The following is a 14,334-nucleotide window of genomic DNA, read 5'->3' on the forward strand; positions in this document are numbered from 1 at the left end:
CCTACTCCTCGATGCCGTAGTCCTTGAGGAGCGCGGACTGCCAGGCCTTGGCCGTGGCGTCCAGCCCTGCCTTCGGCTCCTCCTTGAGCGTGAGGATCTTCGTGTAGTGCTGGAGCCAGTCCGTGAAGAGGTCGCCGCCCTGCGGGATCGCGGGCCGCGGGTGGGCCTTCGACAGCGCCTGGTGGTACGCGCTGCGCACCGGGTCGGCCAGGACGTCCTTGGTGTAGGCGGACTTGCGCGTCGGCAGCACGCCCACGCCGGTCGAGGCCTGCTCCTGCTGCGCGGTGTCGGTCATGAAGCGCGTGAAGAGGTAGGAGGCGTCGAAGTTCTTCGAGCCGGCGTAGACCACCAGGTTGTGGCCGCCGACCGGCGCGCCCGCGGTGCCCGTGGAACCGGCCGGGACGGCCGAGATGCCCAGGTTGTCCTTGGACTTGTACGCGTCGCCGCCGAAGATCTCCTTGGTCGCCCAGGGGCCGTCGAGCAGCATCGCCAGCTTGCCGTTCTTGAAGTCCGTCTTGAGGGCGTTGTAGCCGTCGGTGCCGGCCGGCTTGGGCGCGGCGCCGGACTTCACCAGGTCGACGGCCGTCTCGATGCCCTTGCGGGACGCGGCCGAGGAGATGGTGATCTTCTTCTTGGCGACGTCGACCATGTCGCTCTTCTCGCCGTAGAGGAAGGGCAGCGAGTAGTAGCTGTCGGGGCTGAGGCCGATGCCCTCCGCGCCCGTCTTCTCCTTGATCTTCAGGGCGGCGTCCTTGACCTCCTGCCAGGTGGCCGGCGGCTTGTCGACGCCCGCTTTCCGGAACAGCTCCTTGTTGTAGAGCAGTCCGAGGGTGTCGGTGACCTGCGGGACGCCGTACGTCTTGCCCTGGTACGCCGCGTTCTTCAGCGGCCCCTCGAGGAAGTCCTCGGGCTTGTCGAGCGCCGGGGTGCCGGTGAGGTCCTTGAGGTAGCCGAGCTGGGCGAAGCCGGGCGTCCAGCCGACGTCGGAGCGCAGCACGTCCGGGGCGCCCTTGCCGGTGGCGGCGGCGGTCTTGAACTTCTGCTGGGCCTGGTCGAACGGCACGTTGACGTACTCGACCTTGATCTTCGGGTACTTCTGCTCGAACGCCGAGACCAGCTTCTTGAACGCGGGCGCCTCGTTGGTGGCGTCCGAGGTGTCCCACCAGGTCACCGTGCCGCTCACACTGCCCGGGTCGCTCGCCGCCTTGGCGCCGTCGTTCCCGCCCCCGCCGTCACCGCCGCACGCGGTCGCGGTGAGTGCCAGCACACCGACGACGGCAGCGACCGATATGCCTCTTCGCATATGGATCTCCTCATGAAGGAGGCCGACCGTCGCGGGCGGCCCCGAGCTGTGGAGGAACGTAACAGGCTGCAATCTCTTGCGAAAGGGTTTGCAAGAACGAAACGGCGAGATTTCTCGGTGGTAACCGTCTCGTGTCCCAGGGGTTGACCGGCCGTTACCCGGCTCGTACGGTCTCGTGCGCAGCAGGTTCCGGTTGGCTTGCGAACGGCTTGCGCAAGAACCTTCATTGCTGCACATCCCCCACCCCCAGGAGCTCCGCATGCCTGCGACAGCCCGAAGAACCCTTTCTGCGGCCTTTGCCCTGGCGGCCGCCGTCACGGTCTGTGTCCCCCGGGCGGAGGCCGCCGCGCCCGGCGGCAAGGACGTCACGGCCGTCCTCTTCGAGTGGAAGTACGACGCGGTCGCGAAGGAGTGCAAGGACGCCCTGGGCCCGGCCGGTTACGGCTACGTCCAGGTCTCCCCGCCCCAGGAACACGTGCAGGGACCGCAGTGGTGGACCTCGTACCAGCCGGTGAGCTACGCGATCGCGGGCCGGCTGGGGGACAGGTCCTCCTTCGCGAACATGGTCAATTCATGTCATGGCGCGGGCGTCAAGGTCGTCGTCGACGCCGTCGTCAACCACATGGCCGCCGGATCCGGCACCGGAACCGGCGGCTCCGCGTATACGAAGTACGACTACCCCGGTACGTACCAGCGCCAGGACATGGACGACTGCACCGCCGTCGTCGGCGACTACCGCGACCGCCGCAACGTCCAGGACTGCGAACTCGTCGGCCTCGCCGACCTGGACACGGGCGAGGAGCACGTGCGCGGGCGCATCGCCCGGTACCTGAACGACCTGCTGTCGCTCGGCGTCGACGGCTTCCGCATCGACGCCGCCAAGCACATCCCCGCGGCCGACCTCGCGGACATCAAGTCCCGGCTGAGCCGGAGCGGCGTCCACTGGAAGCACGAGACCATCCACGGCGAGGGCGAAGCCGTCCGGCCCGAGGAATACCTCGGCACCGGCGACGCCCAGGAGTTCCGCTACGCACGCGACCTCAAGCGGGTCTTCCAGCACGAGCGGCTCGCGTACCTCAAGAACTACGGCGAAGGCTGGGGCTACCTGCCCGGCGGGCAGGCGTCCGTCTTCGTCGACAACCACGACACCGAACGCGGCGGCGACACCCTCAGCTACAAGGACGGCGCCGACTACACCCTCGCCAGCGTCTTCATGCTCGCCTGGCCCTACGGCTCGCCCGACGTCCACTCCGGCTACGAATTCACCGACCGCGACGCCGGGCCGCCGAACGGCGGCGCGGTGGGGGCCTGCTGGCAGGACGGCTGGAAGTGCCAGCACAAGTGGCCGGAGATCCGGAGCATGGTCGGCTTCCGCAACGCGGTGCGGGGCACGGCGGCCGGCAACTGGTGGGACAACGGGTACCAGGCCGTCGCCTTCGGACGCGGCGACAAGGGCTACGTCGTCCTCAACCACGAGTTCTCCGCGCTCGGCCGCACGTTCCAGACGTCCCTGCCCGGCGGTGAGTACTGCGACGTGCAGAGCGGGCGGCGGGTGACCGTGGACGCGAACGGGCGCTTCACGGCGACCGTGGCGCCGGGCACGGCGCTGGCGCTGCATGTGGGCGCGCGTACGTGCGGTTGATTTTTCCCCTGACCCGCCCCTTCCCGTAACCGGGGGCAAGCCCCCGGACCCCTGTCGCGCTGAACGCGCTCGTCCTCAAACGCCGGACGGGCTGAGAAGTGGCCGGCCTCGGACTTTCGGGCTGCCCGGCACAATCCAGCCCGGCCGGCGTTTGAGGCCAACGGGGGCCGGGGCGGAGCCCCGTTTCGGGAAGGGGCGGGTCAGGGGAAGGCCCCATCTTTGACCCCAGCCAAAGGAGCAGCCTTCCGTGAAACGACTGGCCGCATTGGCGGCAGCCATAGGCTCCCTCGTGCCACTTGCCGGCGTCGGCACGGCCACCGCCGCCACCCCACCCCCGACAGGGGCAAGGGTCCAGTGGATCGACCGCACCACGCTCGCCTGGCCCAAGGGCCTGGGCGACCCGGCCCGCCCCCACCGCCTCCTGCACGACAGAGGCGGCTTCGAGCTGACGGCAACCCCCGGCGGCCTCACCCCCGCCCAGCGCACGAAGTACCCCCACCTCGCCGGATACGACGCCTACCGCGTCGGCGCGACCCCCGGTCAGGAACGGGCCGCGCTCAAGGGCGCCCTCACGGCCGTCGCCGGCGACGTCGCCACCGGCGTCCAGACACCCGGCGTGCTCGACGACCTGTACGCGTCCGCCGCCGGCAGGGCGACCCTCGGCCCGTCCTTCCGCGACGGCCGCCCCACGCTCTCCGTCTGGGCCCCCACGGCCCGCCGGGTGGCGCTCGAACTCGACGGCCGCACCGTGCCGATGCACCGGGACGACGCCAGCGGCGTCTGGAGCGCGACGGGCAGCCGTGACTGGACCGGCAAGCCGTATCGCTACGCCGTGACCGTCCACGCCCCGGCCGCCGGCAAGGTGGTCACCAACCGCGTCACGGACCCGTACTCCACGGCCCTGACCGCGGACTCGGCCCGCAGTCTCGTCACCGACCTCGCGGATCCGGCCCTGGCCCCGGCGGGCTGGCGCGGCCTCCGCAAGCCGGAGGCCGTTCCGCTGCGCGACGCGCAGATCCAGGAACTGCACATCCGGGACTTCTCCCCGAAGGGCGACTACCTCGCCTTCACCGACCGCTCCTCGCCCGGCATGAAGCACTTGGCGTCGCTCGCCGGCGCCGGCACCTCCTACGTCCACCTCCTCCCGGCCTTCGACTTCGCGACCGTCCCCGAGCGGCGCGCCGACCAGGCGACCCCGCCCTGCGACCTCGCCGCCCTCCCGGCCGACTCCGACCGCCAGCAGGACTGCACCGGCAAGGCAGCCGCCCGCGACGCGTACAACTGGGGCTACGACCCGCTGCACTACACCGTCCCCGAGGGCTCCTACGCCTCCGACCCGGACGGCCCCGGCCGCACCCTGGAATTCCGGCGGATGGTCCAGGGGCTGGCCGGTGCCGGGCTGCGGACCGTCATGGACGTCGTCTACAACCACACCGCCGCCTCCGGCCAGGACGACAAGTCCGTCCTCGACCGCATCGTGCCCGGCTACTACCAGCGCCTCCTGGACGACGGCGGCGTCGCGACCTCCACCTGCTGTGCGGGCACCGCCCCCGAGAACGCCATGATGGGCAAGCTCGTCGTGGACTCCGTGGTCACGTGGGCGAAGGAGTACAAGGTCGACGGCTTCCGGTTCGACCTCATGGGCCACCACCCCAAGGCGAACATCCTGGCCGTGCGCAAGGCCCTCGACGCCCTGACCCCGGCCCGGGACGGCGTCGACGGCAAGTCCGTGATCCTCTACGGCGAGGGCTGGAACTTCGGCGAGGCCGCGAACGACGCGCGCTTCGTCCAGGCCACGCAGAAGAACATGGCCGGCACGGGCATCGCCACCTTCTCCGACCGCGCCCGCGACGCCGTCCGCGGCGGCGGCCCCTTCGACGCCGACCCCCGCGTCCAGGGCTTCGCCTCGGGGCTGTTCACCGACCCCAACAGTGCCCCGCAGGGCACGCCGGCGGAGCAGCGCGCCCGGCTCCTGCACGCGCAGGACCTCATCAAGGTCGGCCTGACGGGCAACCTCGCCGGCTACCGGTTCACCGACTCCGCCGGCCGCAGCGTCCGCGGCGCCGACGTCGACTACAACGGCTCGCCCGCCGGCTACGCCGCCGCACCCGGGGACGCCCTCGCCTACGCCGACGCCCACGACAACGAAACCCTCTACGACGCCCTCGCCTTCAAGCTCCCGCAGGGCACGTCGCCCGCCGACCGGGCCCGTATGCAGGTCCTCGCGATGGCCACGGCCGCGCTGTCCCAGGGCCCGGCGCTGTCCCAGGCCGGTACGGACCGGCTGCGCTCGAAGTCGCTGGACCGCAACTCCTACGACAGCGGCGACTGGTTCAACGCCATCCAATGGGACTGCGCCGCCGGCAACGGCTTCGGCCGCGGCCTGCCCCCGGCACGCGACAACGCCTCCAAGTGGGACCACGCCCGGCCGCTCCTCGCCGACCCGGCGCTGAAGGCCGGCTGCGGCCCCGTCGAGGCGGCCTCCGCCGCCTACCGCGACCTGCTGCGGATCCGTACGACCGAGAAGGCCTTCGGCCTGGCGACCGCCGGGGCCGTCCAGGAGGCCCTGTCCTTCCCGCTGTCCGGCCCGGAGGAGACGCCCGGCGTCGTCACGATGCGCCTGGGCGGCCTGGTCGTCGTCCTCAACGCCACCCCGCAGCGGCAGGACCAGCGCATCGCGGCCCTCGCCGGCCGGCCCTGCGCCCTGCACCCGGTGCAGGCGGCCGGAGCGGACGAGGCCGTCAAGGCCGCTGCCTGCGCACCCGCGACGGGCACCTTCACCGTCCCGGCCCGGACCGTCGCCGTCTTCAGGGCCGGCTAGCGGGTCAGGACGGCTGGGGCTGGGGCTGAGGCTGGGTCGCCACCCCGCCGAGCCGGTTCACGAGGTCGGAGAACGGCCCGTGGACCGGCTCGTCCTCCAGGATGCGGTGCAGGACGGCCGCCATGTCGTCGTCGTGGGCGGCGCTGACGGCCGCGAGCGCCGCGAAGGCGTGGACGAGCTGCAGCTCCAGCTCGCCGCGCGGGATGCGGCGGCCGTCGAGCCAGAGCAGGGCCGTGGTCTCGGTGAGCGAGATCCAGGACCGGAGGGCGAGGTCCAGGCGCGGGCCGGGGGCGGGGATGCCCAGGTGGTCGAGCATCTGGGCGTACGCGGCCCGCCGCACCCCGTCGATCATGGCGCACGTCCTGCCGGAGCCCGCCGCGGGGCCGCCGCGCATGAGGGCGGCGAAGCCCGTGCCGTGCTCCTCCACGTAGTCGAAGAAGCGGCCCATCACCCGCAGCAGACGGGCGCCGAGGGGGCCCTCGCGGGGCTCTTCGAAGAGGGCCGACAGCTCCTGCGCGGCGCGGCCGAGCGCGGCCTCGTAGAGGCTCTGCTTCCCGGGGAAGTAGTGATAGACGAGCGGCCGGGATATCCCGGCCGCGGCTGCTATCTCGTCGATGGAGACGTCGTCCGGGGAGCGTTGCCCGAACAGCTCGAGCGCGACCGAGATCAGCTGCTCACGGCGCTGCTCGACACCCATCCTGCGACGTATCCCGGTCTTCATGGCGGTCATCTTAGGGCAGACCGGAAACCGTCATTCGCCCCTGGTTTCCGGCCTGCTGACTCCATTTCAGCTGCTGGAGCGCCGCTATCGCAGAGTGGAAATCCGCCGTCCACCGGCGAGGCGCGCACTCAGCTCGGCCTGAGCCCCGGCCTTGGCCGGGACCGCCAGCCGGTCGCCGGGGGCGCTGCCGCGGACCCCGCCCGAGGCCGTGACCGACTGGACGTCGCCGCCGCCCGCCGCCGCCAGGGCGTACCACGTGCCGGCGGCCGACTTCCACAGGACGCCCGCGAGGACGTGCGGGTCGCGGGTGCCGCAGGCGGGGGTGTCCTCGGCGCGGGCGACGACGGTGCCCGCCGCCGCGGCCCGCGCGCCCGGCACCTGGAAGAGGGCCAGCGCCCGGCTGCCCGCACCCCGCCAGGTCTCGGCCCGGGCGCACGTCCACTCGGCGCTGCCGGCCCCGCCGGGCAGCTGCTGCACCGAGTACGGCCAGGCGTTGACCGTGCGCACGCCCTGGCCCCGCATGGTCTGCAGGTGGCAGGCGGTGTGGGCCCAGCCGGCCCGGGCCCGGTCGCCGACGTCGCGCGGGGCGGCGGGGGTGCCGCTGGTCAGGCGCGCGGGCGTCAGCTCGCCCAGGTCGGTGACGAGGCGGCCGCCCATCTGCAGGGCGGGCCAGCCGTGGCAGTCGCTGGCGGGGGCGGGGCTGGGCGTCGGGTCCGTGACGCCGTCGGCGCCGCGGCGGAGCGGGATCGGCGCCTCGCCCGGCTTGAGGAGGTCGCGCACGGAGACCTCGTCGACCCAAGGGGCGGTCAGATAGCGGACGTTGTTGTCGGCGCGGCCCACGACGACGGCCGTCGCGGTGTCGGCGTCCGCGGCGTCGGTCCGGGCGAAGTCCAGGGCGGCGGCCCCGCCGTCGCCGCTCTTCGACTCGGCGTAGCGCACGACGCGCAGCCCGTCGTGGAGCAGGACGACCGCGGCCTGGCCGACCTCGCCCGCGTACAGCAGCTGGGGCGGGCCCGCGGCAGGCCCGGACGGGGTGCCGGGCGTGGCCGTCACCTGGACCGAGCGGCCGGGCCGCGCCCACACGGCGAGGGCGCGGTGCAGCAGCTCGCGGTCGCCGAGGCGGTCTCCGCGGGCGGGCCAGGCGGCGAAGCCGGGGCGGTCGGCGGTCTTCCAGGCGCCCGGCGCCGCCTTCGTCAACTTGGCGGGGTCGAGGGCCTGTTGCGCCGCGGTGTTCTGCGCGTAGGGCGGGGCGGCCGCGCCGTCGGGGCCCCAGCCGTCGCCCGGCAGTGCCACGAGCATCCCGCACACCGCGGCCGCCGCAAGGGCGGCGATGGCCGCCCGGGTGTGCTGGCGGCGGCGCATCAGGTCCGTCGGCCGGGCCTGCAGGGAACAGGGGTCGAACTCCATGGACTCCAGCAGCGAGGCGTCCCGGCTGCCGGCGGGGGCGCGCAGCCCGTCCGCTTCGAGGACCGCGGCCCCGGGGTCCTCCACCCCCGCCGCCGCCAGCACCTGGCGGACGTCACGGTCGGCCGGCAGCTCCAGGGCGCGCAGCACGTACGCCGCGCGGCCGGGGCCCGACAGGGCGGACAGGGCCTGGTCCAGCGCGAGCTCGTCGGCCCCGCCCGAGCGGGGGAACAGCCGCAGGCCCCACACCTGCGGCAGCAGCGGAGGCAGCTGGCCGGGGCGCGGCAACTGCCAGCGCCCGCGCGGCCGGCCGGCCTCCAGCGCCGCCCGCAGGACCCGCAGCCGCACGTAGGCGTAGCCGGGGTCGGCGGGGGAGCCGTCGGGGCCGCGCGGCGGCGGCACCGGCAGACCGGACTGCTCGCCCGCCGCGACGCGGTTGCGCGGCAGGGCCCGCTGGGCGAGGGCGTGCGCGGTCAGCACGCGGCGGTTGCGGCCCAGCGACGGCGGCAGGACGAGATACCCGAGGCGCACCAGGCGCGGGTAGTGCTCGATGAGCGCGGCCTCGGCCTGCTCGACGTCGACGGGGGAGGGGAGGGGGCGGGGGGCTGTTGCTTGCTGCTCCACGATCCGTAGAACGAGTGAATGGTGAGATGGTCACCTCACCCTTGGGTGGGGCCCCCGGTGCTGCTGCGTCAGGCGATGCAGCGCGCGCGGATGCGGTCGACGGCGTCGTCGGGGAGGCCGAGGCCGTCGCGGACGTACGCCTCCACCCCGCCGTAGGCGCGGTCCATCTCCTCCAGCGCGGCCGTGAGGTAGGCGGAGCGCACCCCCAGGATCGCGTCGGCGATCTCCGGGTCGCCGCCCGCCGCCGTGAAGCGGTCGGTGAGGGGGGCGAAGGCGGTGCGCACGGCCGGGTTCACCGCGAGGTACTCGGCGCGGACCGTCTCCTCGTCCGCGCCCAGGAGCAGCAGGATCACGGCGGCGGCCCAGCCGGTGCGGTCCTTGCCCGCCGTGCAGTGGAAGAGCAGCGGGCCGCAGTCCGGCTCGGCGAGCGCGGACAGCAGGCTGCCGTAGGCGGAGCAGCCGGACTCGGAGGAGACGAAGGCGCGGTACGAGTCGCACAGCAGCTTCTCGGCCTTGCCGTTGCCCAGGTACTCCTCGGCGATCGCGGGGTTGCCCAGCACGGAGTCGAGCCTGGCCGGGACGTCGTCGCCGGCGGCCGCGCGGGCCGCCGCGCCGTCGGCCATCACGTCCGCGACGATCAGTCGGGCGCCGTCCGGCACCTGGTCGGGCCGCTCCTCGCGCTCGTGCTCGGTACGCAGGTCCACGACCGTGTGGATGCCGAGGGCGGCGACCGCCGGGTCCGCGGCGGGGTCGAGGCGGTCGAGCTGGCCGGAGCGCAGCAGCAGGCCGGGGCGGACGGCGGAGTCGCCGGCCAGCGCGATGCCTCCGAGGTCGCGGAGGTTGATGATCGTCGAGGCGTCGAACTGCGGCATGCGGGCGTCTCCTGTGTCTGTAGCGCACAGCGTGTCTGATATTGCTCAGATATCTACCGGTTATCTACCGTTATTGTGCCGAACGGAGAGCGAGCCCGCGCTCGCACCCCAGCCCCAGGCCGATTCCCAGGCCCAGGGCCGTCAGGTGTCCCGCGTCCGTGAAGGTCGGGCGGCGGTGCAGGAGGGGGCGGGCGCAGAGGGTCAGGAGGGCCGCGTACGCGCCCGTGCGGGCCGCGCCCCGCGGGAGGAGCGCGCCCAGCGTGCCGAGGGCGGCGTAATACCCGTAGCTCGGGCCGACGTCGGTCGCGGACCGCGTGCGCGCGGGGGCGCGCACGGCGCGCAGCCCCCGGTAGACCAGGAGCGACGCGCCCACGTGCCCGAGGACGAACGCGCCCGCCGCCCACCAGGCGCCGTACGCGTACTCCGTGTATCCGAGCACCGCCAGGAGCAGCAGCGCGTAGGGCAGTTCCAGCGGCCCCTCGGTCAGGAGCGCGCTGGTCGCCAGGGTGTCCCAGCGCCCGGCGTCGAGATTGTCGACATTGGTCGAACACCGGCGCAGGATGCGCTCGCGCGCGGCGGGCGCGAGCATCCGGTGCAGGGCGTAGGAACCGGCGAGGAGCCCGCCGACGTAGACGGGCGCGAGGCGTACCTGGGGCACGCGGGGCAAGGAGATCACCGGCCCATGGTCACCCGGGAACCCGGCCCGGGCCAGAGCCGCGGGGCTGCTTGCCGCAGCCCGGCGGTGCCGTCGTGGTGGAGCGCCGTCGCGGCGGAAGTGTCCTTGCCTGCGGCAAGGGGCAGGAGCCGGCCGGTGGCACGTGGCCCGACGGCCGGCAGGCCTCCGGCCGCAGGCAGGAATGAATCCGCCGCAACGGCGCTCCACCACGACGCTGGGATCCGGCGGTGCCGGACCCGGCCTACGCGTCCACGGCCCAGCCCGCGAACTGCGCAAGCCCCCGCGCCCCGCTGCCGTCGTTGCCCGCCGTCAGGAACAACCCCACGTCCTGCCACGCGGCAGCACCCCGCACCGTCGCCGTGGCGACCGGGAGCCACGTCTCGCCGTCCGTCGCGTACTCCGCGTCGAACGTGCCGGCCCCGGTGCGTGTGAGGCGCAGGGAGACCGGGGCGCGGACGCCCTTCACCTGGCGGTAGGTGTCGAACGTGCCGTCGCCGTCGGCGTCGTAGGACAGGACGACGCCCTGCCCCGGCGTCACCGCCAGGTTCACGGCCCCCGCCGACCACGGCGTGCCGAGGGCGTTGCGCACGATGATGCCCGTACGCGCCCAGCTTCCCGTGTCCGTCTGGCCGAGGACGCGCACCCGGGCGGTCGCGCCGGACGCCAGCGCGCCCGCCCGGTACACCGCACCGAACTCCTCGGTCCGTCTCCACAGGTCGTCGCCCGAGCCGTCGATCGCGAAGCGGTCCGCGCCCAACTGGCCGAAGACGGCGGCGTTGTTGGTGAACGTCCGCCACCCGGCGGCCAGGGGACCGGCCAGGAAGAGCGTCCCGGAGCGCACGGCCCGCACCGGCTCCTCGCCCTGCGGCCCGTAGCGGGCGCTCACCTCGTACGGCAGGGGCTGCAGCGGCTGCTCCAGCGGGGCGGCGGGGGCGGTGACGCGCCAGCGGGCCGAGCCCGTGGCCCCGGGGTCCAGGCGCGGCAGCGACGTGGGGCCCTGGGCGACGGCCGCGAGGCCGGAGACGGCGAGGGCGACGGGCCCGGTGGCGCGGAAGCCGTTGACGTTGGCGAGGGAGACGGTGAGCGCCGCCGTACCGCCCGGCGCGACGGCCGCCGGCTCCAGGGCGGCCGCGAGCGCCCCCTGGTAGGGCGCGGCCGCCAGCGTGTCCCGTACGCGCACCGCCGTGCGGTACGGGTCGCCCACCGGCCGCTGCGCGTGCTCGGTGCGCTCGCGCGTCCAGAACTCCTCGACGGCGTACCAGTCGACGGCCCGCGGCGCCCGCCCGGCCCGCAGGGCGTCCTCCAGCTCCTCCAGCCAGCGGCGCCACCGCGGCAGGTAGAAGTCGCCGACGAGGCCGTGCCAGTCGCGGCTCGCGTAGTCGTGCAGCTTCCCGCCGTCGGAGGTGCTGCGCCCGCCCCACACGGTGACGAGGACGCGCGCGGTGCGCTCCAGCTCGGCGGCCTCGTCGGGGTCGGTGCCCATGGCCCGGGCGGCCGCGGTCCAGGGGCCGAGCAGGAACGCCTTGTGCGTCCCCGCGATGTCGTCGGCGAGCCGCATCAGCTTCAGCCACAGCGCGGACAGCGTGCGGAAGGAGGCCAGGTCCTTGCGCGCGTACGCCTCCTTGAGCTGGGGGAGGAGCTGCCGGCTGCGGTGGGCGACGGCCTGCCGGGCCACGTCGACCAGGTCGTGGCGGTAGGTGTCGGTGCCGCGCGGCCCGGCGGCGACGCCGAGCAGCGAGGTGAGGACGGTGTCGAAGCGGGCCGGGTCGTAGGACGGGGCGTTCGGCGCGTACTCGGCGGCGCGGTCGGCGCCGAGGGCCGGGCGGGCGGCGAAGAGGCTGTCGTGCGGGTCGCTGCGTCCGGGCGCGCTCTGCCGGTAGGCGGTGTCGCCCAGCACGGTCCACGCCTCCTGCGCCGCCTTGTCCGCACGGCCGTAGCGGAAGGCGGCGTACGCGCCGAACCACCGGGCCCGGTCGGGCGCGCGCTCCAGCCAGGCCAGCTCGGAGAAGTACTCGAAGGCGGCGGGGTCGCGGTCGGCGCCCTCCGGCATGAACGCCGTGCCGGCCAGGGCGCTGCCGGGCTTGTCGCGCCACGCGAAGAACTTCTCGTCCCACACGTGCGTCTTGGCGCCGATCGTGGTCCGCCCGCCGAAGTTCGGGATGCTGCCGAAGGCGTACGGGGTGCCGCCCCAGTCCTTCTCGCGGTCGGTGACGCCCTTGAAGCGGTCGGAGATGCCGTCGACGATCAGCATCCGCTGCCGGTCGACCGCGCCGAGCAGCTCGGGCAGCGGGTTGTCCTCCCAGCCGAGGATCACCCAGGTCGCCTCCGGGTGCGCGGTGCGCAGGGCCTTCTCGACGGCGCGGGCGGCGGCCGCGACGGGCACGTCGCCCGCGGCGCCGCCCTCGTGCAGCAGGTCCATCTTGAAGTGCTGCGCGGGGCCGAGGAGGCGTTCCTGGTGGCGGTAGAAGGACGCGGCGACGGCGGCGAACGCGCCGGAGCGCGGGTCGAGCCAGTCCGGTCGCCGGAATCCGTGCCAGATGCCCTGCGGGACGACGCGGGCGTCCGCGTTGCGCGCGGCGAAGCCCTCGGGCACGGAGCCGTAGTAGCCGGGCAGGACGGGCGCCATGCCCAGCTCGCGCAGCCGGGCGGTGATCCGGGCCCCGAGGGCGGCGCGGGCGTCGATGAGCTTGCGGCCGAGCGGGCCGCCGTAGCCGCTGAGGTTCTGCAGCAGCCACCACGGCTGGTGGGAGGGGGCGGGCAGCCAGCCGCGGGCCTCGGCGTCGTCGTAGCCGAAGTCGCGCAGGACGCACTCGTAGACCGCTTCGTGCCCGCTTATCACCAGGACCTCGTTGCAGCCGTGCAGGGCCAGGACGTCGATCATCCGCTCCCAGTAGGCCCAGTCGGCGTACGGGAAGGTGTAGCCGTCGTTGGTGTCGTTGAGGGCGAAGCGGTGCCGGAGTCCGGTGGATCGTTTCAGCGGGCGGGCCGGGGCGGGCAGGCTGCGGGGCAGGTCGACGTGGCGGGCGCTCCAGGTGATGTGCGCCCCGCACACGTACTTGAGGTACCAGTGCACCCCCGTCAGCAGCACCGCCGGGCTCGTCCCGGCCACCTCGATCCGCCCCGTGCGGCCGGTGACCTCGAACAGGTCCCCGCCCCCGGCGGCCGCGAGCGGGGTCAGCCGGAACTGCTCCGCGTGCCCGCCCAGCAGCCGTACGAGCGCCGCCTTCGCGGGGGCGGTGTCGAAGGGCACGCGGGCGGCGGCCCGGGCGGGTGCGCGGGAGGCGAGGGCGGCTCCGGCCCCGACCGCGCCGGCGGCCCCCAGCAGCAGGCGTCTCGACGGGTTCGGCTGATCGGTCGACTGAACGGCCGGCTGATCGGTCATGGCGCTCCCCACTGTGCTGAATGCGACAACGGACGCGTGCGCGGCGCACGTTAACCGCCGTCACATGCGGGAGCAACGGGACGCGCTCTGCGTTCAGCCCCGCCCGGGGTGCCGGTGGGCCGGTCGGCCCCGGCCGGGATCGCCCCGGTCGAGGTACGCCAGCACCGCGAGGACGCGGCGGTTGTCGTCGTCGGACGGCGGCAGGCCGAGCTTGCCGAAGATGTTCGACGTGTGCTTCGCCACCGCCCGCTCGGTCACCTGCAGCTGCGCGGCGATCGCCGCGTTGGACCGGCCCTGCGCCATCAGCTCGATCACCTCGCGCTCGCGCGGCGTCAGCCGGCCCATCGGCCGGTCCTGCTCCCGCCGGGACAGCAGCTGCGAGATGACCTGCGGATCCATGGCGGTGCCGCCCGCCGCGACCCTGCGCACCGCGTCCACGAACTGTCCGGCCTCGAAGACCCGGTCCTTGAGCAGATAGCCGACCCCGCCGCTGCCGTCGGCGAGCAGCTCCCGCGCGTACAGCTGCTCCACGTGCTGGGACAGCACCAGCACCGGCAGGCCCGGCGTCTCCCGCCGCGCCGCCAGGGCACACTGCAGGCCCTCGTCGGTGAACGACGGCGGCAGCCGTACGTCCACCACCGCCACGTCCGGCCGCAGCTCGGCGAGGGCCCGGGAGAGCTCGGGGCCGCTCTCCACGGCCGCGGCGATCTCGAAGCCGTACGCCTCCAGCAGCCGGACCAGACCGTCCCTCAGCAGGAACAGGTCTTCGGCGAGCACAACGCGCACGGGCACTCCATCGTGGGCAGGGGCGGCACCCCTCGACAGCCCGGCGGGCAGGGGCGGTTCGCCTCCATCGTCGCCGATCCCGCAGGGGCCGCGGGAACCGGGC

8 protein-coding genes and 1 pseudogene are annotated in these 14,334 nt (G+C 74.1%); 2 read left to right on the forward strand and 7 right to left on the reverse strand.

Translation table 11 applies throughout. The annotated features are described in order from the left end of the window. Position 1: 1 nt before the first annotated feature. A complete protein-coding gene (locus AS857_RS20305) occupies positions 2-1,303 on the reverse strand; it encodes an extracellular solute-binding protein (RefSeq protein ID WP_058044714.1) in 1,302 nt (433 codons plus the stop codon). A 259-nt stretch (positions 1,304-1,562) separates the two neighbouring features. Between AS857_RS20305 and AS857_RS20310 the strand changes: the two are divergent. Together AS857_RS20310 and pulA are read left to right on the forward strand one after the other, a co-directional pair. After that, a pseudogene (locus AS857_RS20310) lies at positions 1,563-2,942 on the forward strand (alpha-amylase); the annotation flags it as partial. Positions 2,943-3,192: 250 nt separating this feature from the next. Then, complete coding sequence (pulA, locus tag AS857_RS20315) at positions 3,193-5,766, forward strand: pullulanase-type alpha-1,6-glucosidase (RefSeq protein ID WP_079110524.1); 2,574 nt, start codon at positions 3,193-3,195, stop codon at positions 5,764-5,766. 4 nt (positions 5,767-5,770) lie between these two features. Here the strand turns inward: pulA and AS857_RS20320 are convergent, their stop codons facing one another. The 6 genes from AS857_RS20320 to AS857_RS20345 all read right to left on the reverse strand — a co-directional run bounded on the left by AS857_RS20320 (position 5,771) and on the right by AS857_RS20345 (position 14,231). Next, entirely contained in the window at positions 5,771-6,487 is a 717-nt protein-coding gene (locus tag AS857_RS20320; protein WP_079110811.1) for a TetR/AcrR family transcriptional regulator, read from the reverse strand. 84 nt (positions 6,488-6,571) lie between these two features. Beyond that, positions 6,572-8,515 carry a hypothetical protein gene (locus AS857_RS20325; RefSeq protein WP_058044717.1) on the reverse strand — a complete coding sequence of 648 codons (1,944 nt, stop codon included), beginning with the start codon at positions 8,513-8,515 and terminating at the stop codon, positions 6,572-6,574. A gap of 68 nt (positions 8,516-8,583) precedes the next feature. Next, the gene (locus AS857_RS20330; RefSeq protein WP_058044718.1) at positions 8,584-9,387 is read right to left on the reverse strand and encodes a tyrosine-protein phosphatase; all 804 of its coding nucleotides are present in this window, start codon (positions 9,385-9,387) and stop codon (positions 8,584-8,586) included. A gap of 70 nt (positions 9,388-9,457) precedes the next feature. Beyond that, a complete protein-coding gene (locus AS857_RS20335) occupies positions 9,458-10,063 on the reverse strand; it encodes a rhomboid-like protein (protein ID WP_245700365.1) in 606 nt (201 codons plus the stop codon). A gap of 241 nt (positions 10,064-10,304) precedes the next feature. Continuing rightward, positions 10,305-13,445: an alpha-N-acetylglucosaminidase gene (locus AS857_RS20340; RefSeq protein WP_058044719.1), complete on the reverse strand. Its 3,141-nt coding sequence runs from the start codon at positions 13,443-13,445 to the stop codon at positions 10,305-10,307. A gap of 93 nt (positions 13,446-13,538) precedes the next feature. Further along, positions 13,539-14,231: a LuxR C-terminal-related transcriptional regulator gene (locus tag AS857_RS20345; protein WP_058044720.1), complete on the reverse strand. Its 693-nt coding sequence runs from the start codon at positions 14,229-14,231 to the stop codon at positions 13,539-13,541. Between the last annotated feature and the right edge of the window lie 103 nt (positions 14,232-14,334).

Source organism: Streptomyces roseifaciens (assembly GCF_001445655.1).
Lineage (GTDB): Bacteria > Actinomycetota > Actinomycetes > Streptomycetales > Streptomycetaceae > Streptomyces > Streptomyces aureoversilis.